Source organism: Microvirga terrestris, assembly GCF_015694425.1.
In the GTDB taxonomy this organism is placed as follows: domain Bacteria; phylum Pseudomonadota; class Alphaproteobacteria; order Rhizobiales; family Beijerinckiaceae; genus Microvirga; species Microvirga terrestris.
This window is the reverse complement of sequence record NZ_JADQDN010000001.1, coordinates 47,718-65,340: the sequence shown is the minus strand read 5'-3', so window position 1 is coordinate 65,340 and position 17,623 is coordinate 47,718. Positions and strand designations below refer to the sequence as shown.

At 63.6% G+C, this 17,623-nt stretch carries 13 protein-coding genes; 7 read left to right on the top strand and 6 right to left on the bottom strand.

The window, feature by feature from the left end; genetic code table 11:
• Positions 1 to 101: 101 nt before the first annotated feature.
• Together I2H36_RS00355 and I2H36_RS00350 are read right to left on the bottom strand one after the other, a co-directional pair.
• A complete protein-coding gene (locus tag I2H36_RS00355) occupies positions 102 to 497 on the bottom strand; it encodes a GtrA family protein (protein ID WP_196261913.1) in 396 nt (131 codons plus the stop codon).
• 31 nt (positions 498 to 528) lie between these two features.
• On the bottom strand, positions 529 to 1,320 hold the full coding sequence (locus tag I2H36_RS00350) for an SDR family NAD(P)-dependent oxidoreductase (protein WP_196261912.1): 792 nt from the start codon (positions 1,318 to 1,320) through the stop codon (positions 529 to 531).
• A 291-nt stretch (positions 1,321 to 1,611) separates the two neighbouring features.
• On the opposite strand from I2H36_RS00350, the gene carB reads away from it, so the two are divergent.
• From carB to I2H36_RS00330, 4 genes are all read left to right on the top strand, one after another.
• Positions 1,612 to 5,082 carry a carbamoyl-phosphate synthase large subunit gene (gene carB, locus I2H36_RS00345; RefSeq protein ID WP_196261911.1) on the top strand — a complete coding sequence of 1,157 codons (3,471 nt, stop codon included), beginning with the start codon at positions 1,612 to 1,614 and terminating at the stop codon, positions 5,080 to 5,082.
• A gap of 106 nt (positions 5,083 to 5,188) precedes the next feature.
• Complete coding sequence (greA, locus tag I2H36_RS00340) at positions 5,189 to 5,665, top strand: transcription elongation factor GreA (RefSeq protein ID WP_196261910.1); 477 nt, start codon at positions 5,189 to 5,191, stop codon at positions 5,663 to 5,665.
• 34 nt (positions 5,666 to 5,699) lie between these two features.
• A complete protein-coding gene (locus I2H36_RS00335) occupies positions 5,700 to 6,203 on the top strand; it encodes a twin-arginine translocation signal domain-containing protein (RefSeq protein WP_196261909.1) in 504 nt (167 codons plus the stop codon).
• 77 nt (positions 6,204 to 6,280) lie between these two features.
• Positions 6,281 to 8,788, top strand: a complete 2,508-nt coding sequence (locus tag I2H36_RS00330) for a hypothetical protein (RefSeq protein WP_196261908.1) — start codon at positions 6,281 to 6,283, stop codon at positions 8,786 to 8,788.
• Positions 8,789 to 8,849: 61 nt separating this feature from the next.
• Here the strand turns inward: I2H36_RS00330 and I2H36_RS00325 are convergent, their stop codons facing one another.
• Positions 8,850 to 9,335, bottom strand: coding sequence for a winged helix-turn-helix transcriptional regulator (locus I2H36_RS00325; protein WP_196262561.1), 486 nt, complete (start codon positions 9,333 to 9,335; stop codon positions 8,850 to 8,852).
• A gap of 175 nt (positions 9,336 to 9,510) precedes the next feature.
• On the opposite strand from I2H36_RS00325, the gene I2H36_RS00320 reads away from it, so the two are divergent.
• The 3 genes from I2H36_RS00320 (at position 9,511) to I2H36_RS00310 (ending at position 12,605) form a co-directional block, all read left to right on the top strand.
• Positions 9,511 to 10,524 (top strand): mitochondrial fission ELM1 family protein, encoded by a 1,014-nt coding sequence (locus I2H36_RS00320; RefSeq protein WP_196261907.1) that lies wholly within the window; start codon positions 9,511 to 9,513, stop codon positions 10,522 to 10,524.
• Entirely contained in the window at positions 10,524 to 11,486 is a 963-nt protein-coding gene (gene trxB, locus I2H36_RS00315; RefSeq protein ID WP_196261906.1) for a thioredoxin-disulfide reductase, read from the top strand. The genes I2H36_RS00320 and trxB overlap by 1 nt, the downstream gene beginning before the upstream one ends.
• Before the next feature lie 228 nt (positions 11,487 to 11,714).
• Positions 11,715 to 12,605 carry a LysR substrate-binding domain-containing protein gene (locus tag I2H36_RS00310; protein WP_196261905.1) on the top strand — a complete coding sequence of 297 codons (891 nt, stop codon included), beginning with the start codon at positions 11,715 to 11,717 and terminating at the stop codon, positions 12,603 to 12,605.
• Between the two features lie 276 nt (positions 12,606 to 12,881).
• Here I2H36_RS00310 and I2H36_RS00305 read toward each other — a convergent pair whose 3' ends face one another.
• The 3 genes from I2H36_RS00305 to I2H36_RS00295 all read right to left on the bottom strand — a co-directional run bounded on the left by I2H36_RS00305 (position 12,882) and on the right by I2H36_RS00295 (position 17,544).
• Positions 12,882 to 14,618, bottom strand: coding sequence for an AMP-binding protein (locus I2H36_RS00305; protein WP_196261904.1), 1,737 nt, complete (start codon positions 14,616 to 14,618; stop codon positions 12,882 to 12,884).
• 250 nt (positions 14,619 to 14,868) lie between these two features.
• Positions 14,869 to 16,908, bottom strand: a complete 2,040-nt coding sequence (locus tag I2H36_RS00300; protein ID WP_196261903.1) for an elongation factor G — start codon at positions 16,906 to 16,908, stop codon at positions 14,869 to 14,871.
• Between the two features lie 162 nt (positions 16,909 to 17,070).
• The gene (locus tag I2H36_RS00295; RefSeq protein WP_196261902.1) at positions 17,071 to 17,544 is read right to left on the bottom strand and encodes a DUF992 domain-containing protein; all 474 of its coding nucleotides are present in this window, start codon (positions 17,542 to 17,544) and stop codon (positions 17,071 to 17,073) included.
• Positions 17,545 to 17,623: the final 79 nt, after the last annotated feature.

The window sequence follows — 17,623 nt, the reverse complement described above, 5'->3', positions numbered from 1 at the left end:
ATATTGCACTGCAAAAAGATTCGGGCGACCCGCAGAAATGCAGCCCAGGGCTGCGCCCCAGTCCTGGAACTTGACCGGTGCTTCCTGGCGCAGCTCAAGCCTTAGGCAAACGTCCATTTCTTGTGCGCCATGAAGCTCCACACCATCACCACGCCTGTGGTGATGATCTGCGACGGCAGGTAAGGACCCGCGAGCCAGATCGTGAAAGCGTGCATCAGGAACCAGGTCACGAGAAAGCCGATTAGAGCCACGACGGCGAAGCGCCAGGTTGCCTCCCGGTGCGGCCGCTCGCTGCCGTAGGTATGGCGGCGGTTGAGCCCATAGGATACGAGCCCGCCTGCCACATAGCCCGCGAGCGTCGCCGGAACCGGGTGAAGCCCACTGCCCTCCACGAGGCCGATCAGGAGCCCGTAATGGATGACAGCCGCGACGAGTCCCACGCCGAAGAAGGCGGTGAACTGGCGGGCGAGGCGATGGAGGGGACGGGAGGCGGTCACGATGCTTCGATAGCGGCTTATGCCCTGCCCGTCACTTCATTCCCTGCAGAAGCCCGGCGACCCGGCGGGAGACGAAGCGCGGCATGAACTTGGCCCCAATGGCGCCCGCCCGGTTCTTCGCGCCCGGAATTACAATGGCCTGTCCCGCCTCGTAGCCCTCAAGTCCGACGCGGGCGACCTCCTCCGAGGGCATGACGCCGGCATTGAAGAGCCGGGAATCCTTCAGGCCTGCCGTGGCCGAGAACTCGCTTTCCGTTGGACCTGGGCAGAGGGCCGTCACGGTCACGCCGTGGGGTTTGGCCTCGTCGTGGAGGGCCTCGGACAGCGACAGCACGAAGGCCTTCGTGGCGTAATAGACCGCCATGTAAGGTCCGGCTTGGAAAGCCGCGATGGAGGCCACGTTCAGGATCCCGCCCCGCCGGCGCTCGATCATGCCCGGCAGCATCAAGCGGGACAGGGAGGTCAGAGCCGTGACGTTGAGGTCGATAATGGCGAGCTGCTGCTCGTGGGGAAGCGAGGCAAAGTAACCCCGTAAGCCGAACCCCGCATTGTTGACCAAGGTATGTACCACAATGCCCCGCTCCCGGAGCATATCCTGCAGGTCCTGGGGTGCCTCCCTGTCTCCGAGGTCGAGGGCCATGACCTCGACCGGAACCCCATGGGCTTGGCGGATCTCGTCGGCCAGCGCCTCCAGCCGCTCGTGCCGCCGGGCGGTCAGGACCAGCGGATAGCCCCGGGCCGCGAACGCGCGGGCCAGCTCCGCGCCGATCCCGCTGGAGGCTCCCGTCACGACGGTCCAGCGCGGTTCTTCTGTCGTGGCCATGTTTTCCCAACTCCGTTGCCGACTCGGTCGCGGCGGATCGTACCGCATGGGCATTGGCTGTCTAAATCATGGCTGGCGCATCGTGAGGATCCAGCGATGAGCCAGCCAAAAGTTGGACATCGGATTGGATCCCAAAAGCGGGACCACTTTTGGGTCCGATGCTCTAAGGCCTTTGAATTTGCCCAAGGTCCGTGTAAGAGCCTCCCTCAACCTATAATCCGATCACATCCCGGCTGCGCTTGAAGCGCCGTAGCTCTACGGCCGCGCGGCTGGACACGCCTGGGTGGCCCAATGCCGAAGCGGACAGACATCTCCTCCATTCTCATCGTCGGCGCCGGTCCGATCATCATCGGCCAGGCCGTGGAGTTCGATTATTCGGGCACCCAGGCCGTGAAGGCTCTGAAGGAGGAAGGCTACCGCATCATCCTGGTGAATTCGAACCCCGCCACGATCATGACGGACCCGGATCTCGCGCACGCCACCTACGTGGAGCCGATCACGCCCGAGATCGTCGCCAAGATCATCGAGAAGGAGCGCCCGGACGCGATTCTGCCCACCATGGGCGGCCAGACGGCGCTGAACTGCGCCCTGTCGCTTAAAAAAATGGGCGTGCTCGACAAATTCAACGTCGAGATGATCGGCGCCACGGCGGAAGCCATCGACAAGGCCGAGGACCGCCAGCTCTTCCGCGAGGCCATGACCAAGATCGGCCTCGACACGCCGAAGTCGCGGCTTGCCAACGCCTCGGCCCTGAAGAAGGCCGACCGCGACGCCTATCTCGCAGAACTCGCCCGCATGGAAGCGCTCGACATCCATCCGGGCGACAAGAAGCGGATGATTGCCGCCTACAAGCTCAAGTGGGACGCGGGCGAGAACGAGCGGCGCAAGCGCTACCAGGAGCACGCCCTGGGCGAGGCCCTGCTGGCCCTGGCCGAAGTGGGCCTGCCCGCCATCATCCGCCCGTCGTTCACCATGGGCGGCACCGGCGGCGGCATAGCCTATAACCGCGAGGAATTCCTCAGCATCGTGGAAGGCGGCCTCGACGCCTCCCCCACGAACGAGGTGCTGATCGAGGAGAGCGTGCTCGGCTGGAAGGAGTACGAGATGGAGGTCGTCCGCGACAAGGCGGACAACTGCATCATCATCTGCTCCATCGAGAACTTCGACCCCATGGGCGTGCACACCGGCGACTCCATTACGGTCGCGCCGGCGCTCACGCTCACCGACAAGGAATACCAGATCATGCGCGACGCCTCGCTGGCGGTTTTGCGCGAGATCGGCGTCGAGACCGGCGGCTCGAACGTGCAGTTCGCGATCAACCCGGAGAACGGGCGCATGATCGTGATCGAGATGAACCCGCGCGTGTCGCGCTCCTCGGCGCTCGCCTCCAAGGCCACGGGCTTCCCGATCGCGAAGGTCGCGGCGAAGCTCGCCGTCGGCTACACGCTGGACGAGATCGCCAACGACATCACCGGCGGCGCGACGCCGGCCTCCTTCGAGCCGACCATCGACTATGTGGTCACCAAGATCCCGCGCTTCGCCTTCGAGAAGTTCCCGGGCGCCTCGACGACCCTCACCACGGCCATGAAATCCGTAGGCGAAGCCATGGCCATCGGCCGTTCCTTCCCGGAATCGCTGCAGAAGGCCCTGCGTTCGCTGGAGACCGGCCTCACCGGCCTTGATGAGATCGAGATCGAGGGCATGGGCAAGGGCGACGACCGGAACGCCATCAAGGCCGCCATCGGCACTCCGACCCCGGACCGGATCCTGAAGGTCGCCCAGGCCCTTCGCCTCGGCGTCAGCCATGACGAGGTCCATGCCTCCTGCAAGATCGATCCCTGGTTCTTGGAGCAACTCCAGGACATCATCGACATGGAGGCCAAGGTGAAGGCCCACGGCCTGCCGCAGACACCCGGCGCCTTCCGCCAGATCAAGGCACTCGGCTTCTCGGATGCCCGCCTCGCCGTGCTCACCCGCAAGACCGAGGAAGAGGTGCGGAGCTTGCGCCGCTCACTTGCCGTGCGCCCGGTCTACAAGCGCATCGATACCTGCGCGGCGGAGTTCGCCTCGCCCACCGCCTACATGTACTCGACCTATACTGCTCCGTTCGCCGGCGCCCCGGCCGACGAGTCGAATCCGTCCGATGCCAAGAAGGTCATCATCCTCGGCGGCGGCCCGAACCGCATCGGCCAGGGCATCGAGTTCGATTATTGCTGCTGTCATGCCTGCTTCGCGCTCAAGGACGCGGGCTATGAGACCATCATGATCAACTGCAACCCGGAGACGGTCTCGACCGACTATGATACCTCCGACCGGCTCTACTTCGAGCCGTTGACGCAGGAGGACGTGCTGGAGATCATCGAGACCGAGCGCTCCAAGGGCACGCTGCATGGCGTGATCGTGCAGTTCGGCGGCCAGACGCCGCTCAAGCTCGCCCACGCGCTCGAAGAGGCAGGCGTGCCGATCCTCGGGACCTCGCCGGATGCCATCGATCTTGCCGAGGATCGCGACCGGTTCAAGCGCCTGCTCGACAAGCTGCATCTGAAGCAGCCCAAGAACGGCATCGCCTATTCCGTGGAGCAGGCTCGCCTCATCGCCGCCGAACTCGGCCTGCCCTTCGTTGTGCGTCCATCTTATGTGCTCGGCGGCCGGGCTATGGCGATCATCCGCGACGAGGCGCAGTTCGAGGATTACCTGCTCGGCACCCTGCCGAGCCTGATCCCATCGGACGTGAAGGCCCGCTACCCCAACGACAAGACTGGCCAGATCAACACGGTGCTGGGCAAGAACCCACTGCTCTTCGACCGCTACCTCTCGGACGCCATCGAGGTCGACGTGGACTGCCTCTGCGACGGCAAGGACTCGTTCATCGCGGGCATCATGGAGCACATCGAGGAGGCGGGCATCCACTCGGGCGATTCCGCCTGCTCGCTCCCGCCCCGCTCCCTGTCTCCTGAGATCATCGCCGAGCTGGAGCGCCAGACGAAGGCGCTGGCGCTGGCGCTCGAAGTCGGCGGTCTGATGAACGTGCAATACGCCATCAAGGACGGCACGATCTACGTGCTGGAGGTGAACCCCCGCGCCTCGCGCACGGTGCCCTTCGTGGCCAAGGTCATCGGCGAGCCCGTTGCCAAGATCGCGGCGCGCATCATGGCCGGCGAGAGCTTGGCCACGTTCGGCCTCAAGCCGAAGGAGCTAGCGCATATCGCCGTGAAGGAAGCCGTGTTCCCCTTCAACCGCTTCCCGGGCGTGGACGTGCTGCTCGGGCCTGAGATGCGATCCACCGGCGAGGTCATCGGCCTCGACCGGGGCTTCGGGGTGGCCTTCGCCAAGAGCCAGCTCGGCGCCGGCAGTCAGTTGCCGAAGACCGGCACCCTGTTCGTGTCGATCCGCGACTCGGACAAGCCACGCATCCTGCCGGCCGTAAAGATGCTGGAGGAGGCCGGATTCCAAATCGTGGCGACCGCCGGCACCCAGCGGTATCTCGAGGAGCAGGGCGTCAAGGCCCGGCGCGTCAACAAGGTGCTCGAAGGCCGACCCCACGTGGTCGACGCCATGAAGAACGGTGACATCCAGCTGGTTTTCAATACCACTGAAGGAGCCGGCGCCCTGTCGGATTCCCGCTCCTTGAGACAGGCTGCCCTCTTGCATAAGATACCTTACTACACCACTCTTGCAGGAGCGGTCGCCGCAGCCGAGGGTATCAAGGCATACCTCAGCGGCGATCTCGAAGTCCGGGCGCTTCAGGAATACTTTGCCTGAGGCATCCGGCCTCACATTGGAACTGCGAAGCTTCGATGGAGTTTTCGTTGACATGCGAGGGCGCTGGAAACAGCGGCCTCGTACCTCTTTTTGGACGAGACAAACGATGGACAAGGTCCCTCTGACGATCAAGGGTTTTGCGGCGCTCGAAGAAGAGCTCAGGCACCGGCAGCAGGTGGAACGCCCCCGGATCATCCAAGCAATCGCGGAAGCCCGCGCGCTTGGCGACCTGTCGGAAAACGCCGAATACCATGCCGCTAAGGAAGCCCAGTCCCTCAACGAAGGGCGTGTCCTTGAGTTGGAGAGCCTGATCTCCCGTGCCGAGGTCATCGACATCACGAAGCTCTCGGGCGACCGGATCATGTTCGGTGCGGTCGTGAAGCTCGTGGACGAGGACACCGAGGAGGAGAAAACCTACCAGATCGTCGGCGAGCCCGAAGCCGACGTGCGCTCGGGCCGCGTCTCGGTCGCCTCCCCCATCGCCCGCGCCCTGATGGGGAAGACCATCGGCGACACGGTGGAGGTCTCGACCCCCGGTGGCGGCAAGTCCTACGAGGTTGTCGGCGTCCAGTTTGGCGCCTGATGCGAAGAAGGGGGCTTCACCAGTGAGAAATCCGATGATGTCCCCTCTCTCCCGCCGCTCCATTCTGAAAGCTCTCGCCTCTGCCGGTCTCGCTGGCGCAGGCCTTACTTTGCCCGCTCAGGCGCAAAGCTTCCCTCAAGGATTCTCGTCCTTCTCCGTCGATGTGAGCGTCCTGAAAGCCAAGGGCCTCGGGCCCTATGCCGATTTCGTGGGAGAAGTCGCTCTCGACGAGCTGCGGCGCTCCTTCGCCGACAGGGTCGATCCGCGCGGTCCCCGGCTCGTCGTACGGCTGACCAGCGTTATTTTGAGCCCTTTCCCGGGAGGGGGTGGCGGCTCCCGCTGGCGCGGCGGTGACGGTGGGGGAGACGATACGGTGGAAGGCGAAGCCTTGGCTGTCGGCGGTCGGGGCGAGATCTTCGCACAGCACCCGATGCTGGCCGCGCTCAGCGCCCGTGCTCCCAGCGTCGCTCCCAACGAGCAGGGCCGCACCGTCGCTGTGACCCAGCACTGGGTCCGCTGGTTGCGGCGGCAGATCTGAGACTATCAGGTAAATTGTCTTGTAAGTATACAACCTTACCTTAAGCTTCGCTTAGCGCGTCCTTGAGGTTCTTCGCCATGCCATACAATATCGTCCGCCTCGGCGGGGAGACCCGTACCAGCCTATCTGCATCCGGAGCGCAATCTGCGCAGCAATTGATCGGGCTGCCTGACGGGCGGTTCGTCATGCAGTGGATCGGCAACGGTACCATTTCCGGCCAGGAAGACGACAAGGGCTATTTTCAGCAACTTTTCGATGCCAACGGGGTGAAGATCGGCGGCGAGATCCGCGTCAACGACAAGACGGACGGGGAGGTCAGATCGGACTTTCTGACGGTCGCGCTGACCGGGACGACATTGGCCTCGGTCTGGAGCATGGCCGATCCCGCCCTAGGTGGGAACGCCTATTTCCGCACCTTCGATGCAAACGGAACCCTCGGACAGCAATTCCGCATCAACGAGACGGAAAACGGCTTATCGGGGACAGGGTCTTGGCGCAACGTGTTCCTGCGCAACGACGTCTCGCTCGTCATTTGGAATGGGCGCGGCACTCAGTCAGGCCAGGAGGATGACGCAGGCGTCTTTTTCCGGCTCATGGGCCCCAACGGGGAGTTCATAGGTCGGGAGACGCGCGTCAACGCGGCCGTGGAGGGGCGCCGGGAATCTCTGACCACAGCCACTGCACTCCCTGACGGCGGGTTTGTCATCGCCTACAAGGCCTCCTTCGGAGGGACCTACCAGCAGGCGTTCCATGCCAATGGTGAAAAGCGCGGCGGTGAGATCGAGATCTCGTCCCAAAATGTGAGCGTCGCGCCAAACATCCGTACTTTGGCGGACGGCAAATGGGCGACGTTCTGGCACGAGCCCAAGGGCGACGAAAGCATCAACTTCTACTACCGGATCTTCAACGCGGACGGCACACCCAACGGCGACGCACGGGTCGTCAGCGCCTCGACTCAAGGAGATCAGTTCAGAACCACCGCCATGATGACGATGGATGACGGTGGCTTCATCATGTTCTGGTCGGGAGAAGGCACGCAGGAGGGCCATAAGGACGACAGCGGCCTGTTTTACCAGCGCTTCGATGCCCGTGGGGAAAAAATCGGCTCCGAGACGCGCTTGAACACGACCACCGAAGGCGAGCAAAGCGATCTGCTTGTCTTCAGCAGCTACCAGAAGGACCTGAACACCAATCAATATAGCCTCAAGCATGCCGTCGCGGTCTGGTCGGTCATCACCGATGATGTGCAGGAGCCCGATGCGCTTTACGTCCAGGCGCTCAGTCCGTCCGGAGTCAAGATCGGCCCAGAAATCCGCATGGAAATCCACCTGGAGTCAGTCGATGACTTTCCCAGATTCAACTTTGGGTATCTCCCCGCCACCGGACGCTCCGTTTTCACTTGGACCGGAAAGAGCTCCATTGGCGGGCAGGAGGACTACGGCGACATCTTCATGCAGATGTTCGACAGCAACGGCAACCGAATGGGCTCCGAGATTCGGGTCAACACAACGACAGGCGGAATCCAGACCGACGCGATGATCCGCGCTCTGCCGAACGGCAGCTTCGTCGTGGCTTGGCAGGGCCCCGATGGCGACGGTACCGGCCTCTTCATGCAGGTCTTCGACGGCGACGGCCAGCGCGTCGGGGGCGAGATCCTGGTCAACACCTCAAAGACCGGCGCCCAGACCGGCACGCTCCTGGATCTCGCGGAGGACGGCACCCTCGTCGTCGGCTGGGAGGGCGCCGGCGATCAGCCTGGGCAAGAGGATGCCGACGGCGGTATTTTCTTCCAGCGCTTCAAGATCAATGCCGCGCCGGAAAGCATCGCGCTCAGCGGGTCGATCCAAGAAACGGCTGCGGCCGGCACCACGGCCGGTACGCTTTCGACGGTCGATCTCGACCTGTCCGACAAACACACCTACACCCTGGTCGATGCAGGCAACGCGCCGACGTCGAACGCGCTGTTCGAGGTTTCAGGCAATGCGATCAAGCTCAAGGCCGGCGCCAAGCTCGACTACGAAAAGGCCGCGTCTCACAGCCTGCGCCTCAAGGTGACGGACGCCTTCGGTGGCAGCCATGTTCAGGATGTGACGTTGAGCGTCGCGAACGTGCGCGAGAAGACGCCGCTGCGCAAGAACGGCACTTCGGGGGCCGACATCCTGTTCGGCGAGCTCGGCAACGACACCCTGTCGGGCGCCGGCGGCAGCGACCGGCTGCATGGCGATCTCGGACGCGACCGGATCTCCACCGGCAGCGGCAAGGATGTAGTGGTGTTCGACCAGCGCCCGTCGAGCAGCAACCGCGATACGATCACCGATTTCGATCCGCGCAAGGATTCGCTCTATTTCGACAACGCGTTCTTCACCAAGCTTGGAAAGAAGGGCTCACTCGAGAAGCCGGCGAAGCTGTCCAAGACCTATCTCGAACTCGGCGCGCCGAACGACGGCAACGATTACCTGGTCTACAACCGCAAGAACGGCGTCCTGTCCTACGATGCCGACGGGAACAAGGCAGGTAAGGCCATCGAGATCGCGATCTTCATCAACAAGCCCAAGCTCACGATCTCGGACTTCTTCGTGATCTGAACGCGCTGTGAGAGCCGGGATCAGGCTCTCGCCTCACGTTGCTACAGTCGCATTGATCCGGTTAGACCTTCTCAGCCTCGACGTCCTCGATCGGCACCAGCGGCTCGTCCTTGATCAGGTCGAGGGTCAGGGCCGTGCGGACGTTACGCACGTTCGGCAGGGAGGTGAGCTCGGAAACCAGTCCCTGGAAGGAGGCGAGGTTCGGGGCCACGCATTTCATGATGAAGTCGATATCGCCCGAGAGGGTCCAGCACTCGCGGACCATGGCCCATTCCTTCACGCGCTGCTCGAACTCCCCGAGCTCCTTCTTGCCCTGAACGTCGAGCTGCACCATGGCAAAACAGACGATCTCGAAGCCCAGGTTCTTCGGGTCGAGGATCGCCCGGTAAGCCTTGATGATGCCGGCGCTTTCCAGCGCCCGCACCCGGCGCAGGCACGGGGGCGCCGACAAGCCGACCCGGCGCGCGAGCTCCACATTGGTGATGCTGCCGTCGGCCTGAAGCTCTTTCAGAATGGCCCAGTCGATGGAATCGAGGCGTCCGCGCACGGTAACTCCGTAGGCATGGTCGGGACGGGCGGACAACCGGCCTGTCGTCCGGATCATGCAGTATTGGTTCGAAAAATCTCGTCTTGGCTGACTAGACCGTATAAGGGATCCGCACAAGGAGGACGGGCGATTAAGTCGCAACGAACTTCATGAACTCCACAGGCTCATTGATCGAATGTTGCGCGAGGAAACCGGCCCAATCACCTGGGTGCTGACGGACGGCAAGGCCGGGGACGAGCTGCAGGCCCTGAGCGTGGCCGAGGCGCTGGGCTTGGTCCCGCAAGTTCGACGGGTGAAGCCGAGGCCGCTCTTCACATGGCTGATGCCCTGGGGACCGATCGACCCGCGCGAACGGCCGGGTGCTCCCGACAGTCCCCTCGCCCCGCCCTTCCCCGATCTTCTCATCGCCTCCGGCCGCCGGGCCGTGGCCTATCTGCGCTACGTGAAACGGGCGTCCGGCGGGCAGACCTACACGGTGTTCCTCAAGGATCCTCGCACCGGACCGACGACCGCCGACTTCATCTGGTCCCCAAGCTACGATCGCTTAAAGGGGCCGAACGTGCTGACCACCCTCACCCCGCCGCATCGGATCTCTGCGCGGCGGATCGAAACCGCCCGTGCGCAACCCGATCCGCGCCTCGCCCCTCTGCCTCATCCTCGGGTGGCCGTTCTGGCCGGAGGGAACAGCCGACACCACCGCTTCACGGATGAGGATATCGCCCGCCTGATGGGGAACCTGACCTCCATCGCCGAGGCCGGAGCCGGGCTGATGGTCACGGCCTCACGCCGCACTCCCGCGCCCTTGCGGGACGCGCTCATCGCCCTCACCTCCAGGCATGACGGCTTCTTCTGGGATGGGACCGGCGAGAACCCTTACGTGGACCTCTTAGCGCTGGCCGATTTCATCGTCGCGACGGCGGATTCCTTCAACATGATCGGCGAGGCTGCCACCACGGGGCGGCCGATCCTGGTCTTCGAGCCGTCCGGTGGCCATCCGAAACTGGATGTTTACATGAAGGGGCTTAAAAGCCATGGAATTGTGCATCCCTTCGAGGGCCGTCTTGTAGGACAGCCCTACGAACCCTTAAATTCAACACCCAAGGTCGCGAAGGCGATCGCTGAAGGCTTCGGCCGCCACCGCCGCGCTCTCGGCGTGCCGGACATCGCCTTACCACTGGAGACCCCCTGATGGCCAATTCTCATGCCAAGCTCATCATCATCGGCTCGGGGCCGGCAGGCTATACGGCGGCGATCTATGCGGCGCGTGCCCTTCTTGAACCCGTGATGATCTCCGGCTTCCAGCCCGGCGGGCAGCTCATGATCACCACCGATGTGGAGAACTACCCGGGCTTCGCCGACGTGATCCAGGGCCCGTGGCTCATGGAGCAGATGCGCCTGCAGGCCGAGCATGTGGGCACCAAGATGGTCTCGGACCACATCACCAAGGTGGACCTGAAGCAACGCCCCTTCCGGCTTGAGGGCGATTCCGGCGACACCTATACCTGCGATGCGCTCATCGTCGCGACCGGCGCCCAGGCCAAGTGGCTAGGCCTGCCGTCTGAGGGCCAGTTCCAGGGCTTCGGCGTCTCGGCCTGCGCCACCTGCGACGGGTTCTTCTATCGCGGCAAGGAAGTGGTGGTGGTAGGCGGCGGCAACACCGCCGTCGAGGAGGCGCTGTACCTAGCGAACCTCGCCTCGAAGGTCACTCTCGTCCATCGCCGGGACTCACTTCGTGCCGAGCGTATTTTGCAGGACCGCCTGTTCAAGCATCCCAAGATCGAGGTGATCTGGAATTCCGCCGTCGAGGAGATCTGCGGCTCGGAAAATCCCTCCTCCGTCACACATGTGCGGCTGAAGAACCTCGTCTCGGGCGAGGCCTCGGACTTCAAGACCGACGGTGTGTTCATCGCCATCGGCCACAAGCCCTCGACGGAGCTGTTCGTGGGCCAGCTTGAGATGAAGTCGGGCGGCTATCTGGTGACGAAGCCGGGCTCCACCGAGACGAATATCCCGGGCGTCTTCGCCGCCGGCGACGTCACGGATGATATCTACCGTCAGGCGGTCACCTCGGCAGGCATGGGCTGCATGGCAGCTCTGGATTCGGAGCGCTATCTGGCGGCCCTCGAGGCCGCCCAGGAAGCCGCCGAATAGGATTTGTTAACAACCCTTTAGCCTTCAGGCCGATTTCCTGTTGCGTCGGGCTCGCGGCTCATAAGAGATAAGAGGTGCCTTGCGTCAGGAGCATGCGGGGCTTAGAGCATCGTGCGGAAAAGTGGATCCGGTTTTCCGCGTCAACGATGCTCTTATCCAAGAAGGAAGCATCGGATCCGATCCCAAAAGTGCAATCCACTTTTGGGTCCGATGCTGTAGGGGAATGCCGTGGACTGGGACAAGATCCGGATCTTTTACACCGTCGCGGAAGCGGGCAGCTTCACGCGCGCCGGTGACGATCTGGGCCTGAGCCAGTCGGCCGTCAGCCGCCAGATAAGCGCCCTGGAGAGCGAGCTGAAGGCCCCGCTCTTCCACCGCCATGCCAGAGGCCTGATCCTTACCGAGCAGGGCGACCTGCTGTTCCGGGCCGCCCGCGACATGCGCATGCGGCTCGAGACCACCAAGGCCCGGCTCGTCGAGACCAGCGAGCGCCCCTCGGGCGAGTTGAAGGTGACCACCACTGTCGGTCTCGGGTCGATCTGGCTCGCCCAGCGCATCGCGGAATTTCTGGATCTCTACCCGGATGTCCGGGTCGAGCTGATCCTCTCCAATGAGGAACTGGATCTCGCCATGCGGGAGGCGGATGTCGCCATTCGCCTGCGCCGCCCGGCCCAGCCCGACCTGATCCAGCGCCGCCTCTTCACCATCCACTTCCACGTCTATGCGTCCGCCGACTACATCAAGCGGTTCGGCGAGCCCAAGACACTGGAGGATCTGGACGAGCATCGCATCGTGTCCTTCGGTGGTGACCAGCCGTCCTATCTCATGGCGGTACATTGGCTTGCCACAGCCGGACGCGAAGGGCGTGAGCCGCGCCAGTACCATTATGTGGTCAACAACATCACGGCCCTGAAGCTCGCCGTCGAGACAGGCGCCGGGATTGCGGTGCTGCCGGATTATGCAGTGGTGGGTAACCCGGACCTCATCCAGATCCTGCGCGACGTGGAGATGCCCTCCCTCGACAGCTACTTGGTTTATGCCGAGGAGATGCGTTCCGTCGCGCGCGTCCAGGCCTTCCGCGACTTCCTGATCTCCAAAGCCCAGCGCTGGACATTCTAATCGGGTCTTTTCCGGCCAAGCTCGATAGCTGGTCGACCTTTGTCACCCATATGACAATAGCCATGCATTCCGTGCAGCCCTTTCATGAGGCATGCTGCATTGCAAAGAGGCATGATGCGGTCGATATGAGCGGTGGCTGATTTTAACGCGGCAGTGCTTTCTTCCTCCCGGCGCTGCCGTGTCGGCCGTTCCCTCTGGAAGGTTTTGACTTATTTGTCGGACCTCTACTTTGCCGGGCCTTTGGCCCGGCTTTTTTCTTTTTGTGCTCGGTTGGAGTCAGCTCCAACGGACGTGGGACTGCTCCGCCTCCTCCTTCAACGCACGGCGCAGGACCTTGCCTACATTGGTCTTCGGAAGGGTTTCGCGGAACTCGATCCGGCGGGGCACCTTGTAGCCGGTCAGCGCCTCGCGGCAAAACTGGCGCAGTTCATCGGCGGTCAGGTTCGGATCCTTGCGGACCACATAAGCCACCACCGCCTCACCCGAGTGCTCGTCCGGCAGGCCGATGACCGCCGATTCCATCACACCCGGATGCTTGGCCAGCACATCCTCGACCTCGTTCGGATAGACGTTGAAGCCGGAGACAAGGACCATGTCCTTCATGCGGTCCACGATCTTGATTTGACCGTCGGGTAGGATGATGGCCACGTCTCCGGTGCGGAACCAGCCATCCTGTGTCATGACCTTCGCAGTCTCGTCAGGCCTTTGCCAGTAGCCAGCCATCACCTGCGGACCTTTGACGCACAGTTCTCCCCGCTCCCCGTCTGGCAGGATGGTGCCGTCGCTGCCGCGCACGGTCACATCCGTCGACGGCAGGGGATAGCCGATCGTGCCGGTGAACTCTTCGATGTCGAGGCGATTGGCGCAGACGACCGGCGACGTTTCCGAGAGACCGTATCCTTCGACGATGGGCTGCCCGGTGATCTCCTTCCATTTCTTGGCCACGGTTTCCTGGGTGGCCATGCCGCCCGAGACGGCAAAGACCATCTGGGAGAAATCCACCTTCTCGATCCCCGGCGCATGGGCCAGGGCATTGTAGAGGGTGTTGAGGCCGGACATCAGCGTGATGCGGCTCTTCTGCAGCGTCTTGACGAAGCCAGGGATGTCGCGCGGATTGGCGATCAGCAGCTGGCAGCCGCCGATCTTCGTCATCAGGAGCCCGCAGACCGTGAGGGCGAAGATGTGGTAGAGCGGCAGCGCGGTGACCATGAGATGGTCCTCGCGCGTCCCGAAGAACGGCAGCATCCAGGCCTCGCATTGCATCACGTTGGCCACCACGTTGCGGTGGAGCAGCGTGGCCCCCTTCGCAACGCCGGTCGTGCCGCCCGTGTACTGCAGGAAGGCGATATCCTCCGGCGACACGCTGACCGGCTGCGGCTTCTTGCGCGCTCCCTCAGCCATGACAGCCTTGAAGGTCACGGCCTGCGGCAGGCTGAACGGCTTCACGGCCTTCTTCACGCGTCGGGAAACGAGATTGATGATCGCGCCTTTCAGGCCGAGCAGATCGCCCGGCGTCACAAGCACGACCCGATCAAGCTTGATCTCCGGCAGGGATTCCTCGACTGTCGCGCCGAAGTTCTCGAGCACGAACAGGAAACGGGCGCCGGAATCGTTGAGCTGATAGGTCAGCTCGCGCGGGGTGTAGAGCGGGTTGACGTTCACCACCGTACCGCCGGCCATGAGGATCCCGAACAGGATCGCCGGAAAGGCCATGACATTGGGCAGCATGATGGCGACCCGGTCACCCTTCTTCAGCCCCTGCCCCTGGAGCCAGGAGGCCACCGCATCGGCGTCGCGCCCCAATTGGGCATAGGTCACGCGTTTGCCGAAGCTCTCGGCGGCCGGCCGGTTCGGGTACTTGGCGAGGGCATCTCGGAAGATGTCGTTGAGCGTGCCGATTCTGGCCTCATCGATCGTGGGCGGGACACTCGCCGGATAAGACTTGAGCCAAGGGCGCGTTGCAGAAAGGTCCTGAGCGCCTGCCGTGGCAGGCGCCGGATTTGTGGCGTTCATCGTCATCCTCCGCTTTTTGGCGAGGTTTGCTTCATGGGAGATGGCGTCTCCCAGGCATCGGACCCAAAAGTGGAAACCACTTTTGGGATCTAGACGATGCCCATTATTGGTGGCGCATCGTTGGGCGCGGAAAACCGGTATCCACTTTTCCGCACGATGCGCTGAGCTTAACTTGGCGCGGAAGAGCCCGTTTGTCGATGGAATAGTTTAGACCTGAACGATCCTGAGGGACCGTCCAGGTCGAGAGAGCTCAATGGGTCTTCTGCAGCACCATGTCGGCCGGGCGGCCGCTGAGCTCGGCCATGTGATCGAACCGGGTCGAGAAGGTTCCGACCCCAGCCGTCGCGGAGCGCAGCTCGACGATCAGATCGCCGATCTCAGATTCCGGGATCGTCGCGCTCAGCACCTGCCACCCATTCCAGCCGGGCCGCTCATCATAGCCGAGGATCTGCCCGCGCCGGCCGGTCACGAGGGCCGTCGCCTTGGACAGCGCCTCGGACGGGATCGTGATCTCCACCGACAATACCGGCTCCAGCAGCACAGGCTTGGCCTTCGGCAGGGCTTCCGCCAGGGCCAGCTTGGCGGCGGCCTGGAAGGCAGCGTCCGAGGAATCGACCGTATGGTAGGAGCCGTCCGTCAGCGATACGGCGAGATCCACCACGGGAAAGCCGAGAGGCCCGCATTTGAGCGCATCCCGAACGCCGGTCTCGACCGAGGGGATGTACTGGCGCGGCACCACGCCGCCCGTGATATGGTCTTGGAAGGCAAAGCCCTCCCCGCGCGGCAGCGGCTTGATCTCGATCATCACGTCGCCGAACTGGCCATGGCCGCCGGTCTGCTTGCGGTGACGCCCACGAGCTGCCGCCGGCAGTTTGATCGTCTCGCAATAGGCTACCTTGGGCTTGGCGGTCTCGACGCCCACCTGGAAGCGCGAGGCGAGCTTTTCGACCGCCACCCGCAGATGCATCTCGCCTTGCCCGTGAAGCCGGATCTCGCCCATCTCCGGGCGGGTCTCAACCACGAGTGACGGATCCTCCTCGGTGATCTTGGCAAGGGCGCTTGAGAGGCGCACGTCATCCTTGCGGTCCTTGACCTTGAGAGCCATCGCATAAACCGGCTCGGGCGGCGCTATCGACAGGACAGCCTCGGGCCTCGCCTTGCCGGCCGCAAAGCTGTCGCCCGTTGCGATGTTTTCCAACCGGCCGAAACCGACCGTGTCGCCGGCGACGGCCTCCGCTTTGCGGGTCGTGGTGTTGCCCACCAGCGTCAGCAGGCTGCCGATCCGCGCCTCGCCGCCGCGGGAGCCCACCACGGTGTCGCCCTCATGGAAGGTGCCACGCATGACGCGGGCCAAGGTGAGCTTGCCGCCCTGCCCCTGGTGCAGGGTCTTCATGGCCTGCGCCAGAGGCGGCCCATCTTCGGCAATGCCGAGACGCGCCCGGGTCTCCGTCAGGGTCGGAGCCTCGTGACGCAAGGCCTTGAGCAACCGGGTGATGCCGTTGCCGCGCTCGGCCGAGCCGATGAGCGCCGGCACCACGTGCCGTTCCCTCAGCTCCTTCGACAGATCGTCGAAGATCTGGTCGCGCGGCGGCTCGATCTCCGAGATCAGCTCCTCCATCAGCTCGTCGTCGTAATCGGCCAGCCGCTCCAGCATGGCGAAGCGCGCTTCCTTCTCGCGCGGCAGCTCGCCCTCGGGAAGATCGACGACTTCGCTCGGCGCATGTTCGCGATAGATGAAGGCGCGTTCCAGGGCCAGGTCGATGAAGCCGATTGCGATCCCGTCTTTCCAGAGCGGGATCTGGCGCAGGAGCAAAGGCGTGCGGGAGGCTTCCTGCAGGATTGCGAGCGTCTCGCGAACGCGCTGCGTGGCGGTATCGATCTTGTTGATGAACAGGAAGCGCGGAATGTCGGCTTCCTCGAGTTCGCGCAGGATGATTTCGAGCGCCGGGATCTTGCGCTCATCCGCCTCGCACACGACGACCGCCGCGTCGCAGACCGGCGTGATGTTGCGCATCTCGTGCAGGAATTCGGTGGAACCGGGGCAATCGACGAAGGTCAGGTTCTCGCCGAGAAAATTCACGCTGGCCACATTGGGCTCGATGCTCATGGCGTGGGCGCGGGCCTCGGCACTCGCATCCCCCACGCTGTCCTTGGTTGCCACGCGACCGGCCCGCGAGATGGTTCCGGTCCGCTCCAGGATGGCCTCAAGAAGCGTGGTCTTGCCGCTCTGAAACGGGCCGACGATCGCGATGCATCGCGGGCCCGCCGCTAGTCTGCCGTTGGGTGCCATAGGATGTCATCCTCCCTGCCCCCGCTGTTGGCGCGCTCTTCACGGACGCGTTACCCCGATGCTCTGCCTGTCGCTGCGGAATGGCAAGAGGGTTTTGCGGATGGTGACAAAGCAAAAACGGCCTAGCTTGCGCTCGGCCGTCCTGACGAATCTCAACCCTGACTAGCGCGCCTGACGCAGTTCAAAATCGGCGACGCCGAGGGCGAAGTTGAAGCCAGTCTGGCCGCTGATGGAGAGAGGTTGAAGGGAGATGCTGCGGTTCGAGCCACCGACCAAGACATTCGCACCGACGCCGGGGCCCACCGTCGCCTCCGCAGCACCGCCGACATAGCTGCCGGCGAGCGAGCCGGGTGCGACGCTGCCTCGGGAGAACACGGCCCAAGTGAGGATGCCGCGTTGCGTTGCCCCGATATCGAGCCCGAACCGGCGGATCACGCCCGCATAGGCCTCGTTCGGTCCGCGCCGCGGGTTGAAAGTGCAGAGCGTGGTCTTCTGCGACGTGACGATGAGCCCGATCCCGCCCGACACAGCGCAGGACAGGACCCCGACCCGCCCCCGATTCTGAGCTTGGGCTTCCGTGACACCGAGAGACGCAATAAGGGTGAGAGCGGCAGCGGAGAGAGCGGCACGACGCATGGTGATCTCCTGAGCTTGGACAAGCTTAGCGATCAACGGCGCAGGGGAAGCAGCGTTCCGACAGAGAGGCGTCAATTCT

What these genes read in the sequence shown, in the direction of transcription:
- I2H36_RS00305 (WP_196261904.1), bottom strand. Translation starts at nt 14,618, where the DNA reads ATGAACGCCACAAATCCGGCGCCTGCCACGGCAGGCGCTCAGGACCTT.
- I2H36_RS00330 (WP_196261908.1), top strand. Translation starts at nt 6,281, where the DNA reads ATGCCATACAATATCGTCCGCCTCGGCGGGGAGACCCGTACCAGCCTA.
- greA (WP_196261910.1), top strand. Translation starts at nt 5,189, where the DNA reads ATGGACAAGGTCCCTCTGACGATCAAGGGTTTTGCGGCGCTCGAAGAA.
- carB (WP_196261911.1), top strand. Translation starts at nt 1,612, where the DNA reads ATGCCGAAGCGGACAGACATCTCCTCCATTCTCATCGTCGGCGCCGGT.
- I2H36_RS00300 (WP_196261903.1), bottom strand. Translation starts at nt 16,908, where the DNA reads ATGGCACCCAACGGCAGACTAGCGGCGGGCCCGCGATGCATCGCGATC.
- I2H36_RS00335 (WP_196261909.1), top strand. Translation starts at nt 5,700, where the DNA reads ATGATGTCCCCTCTCTCCCGCCGCTCCATTCTGAAAGCTCTCGCCTCT.
- trxB (WP_196261906.1), top strand. Translation starts at nt 10,524, where the DNA reads ATGGCCAATTCTCATGCCAAGCTCATCATCATCGGCTCGGGGCCGGCA.
- I2H36_RS00295 (WP_196261902.1), bottom strand. Translation starts at nt 17,544, where the DNA reads ATGCGTCGTGCCGCTCTCTCCGCTGCCGCTCTCACCCTTATTGCGTCT.
- I2H36_RS00350 (WP_196261912.1), bottom strand. Translation starts at nt 1,320, where the DNA reads ATGGCCACGACAGAAGAACCGCGCTGGACCGTCGTGACGGGAGCCTCC.
- I2H36_RS00320 (WP_196261907.1), top strand. Translation starts at nt 9,511, where the DNA reads ATGTTGCGCGAGGAAACCGGCCCAATCACCTGGGTGCTGACGGACGGC.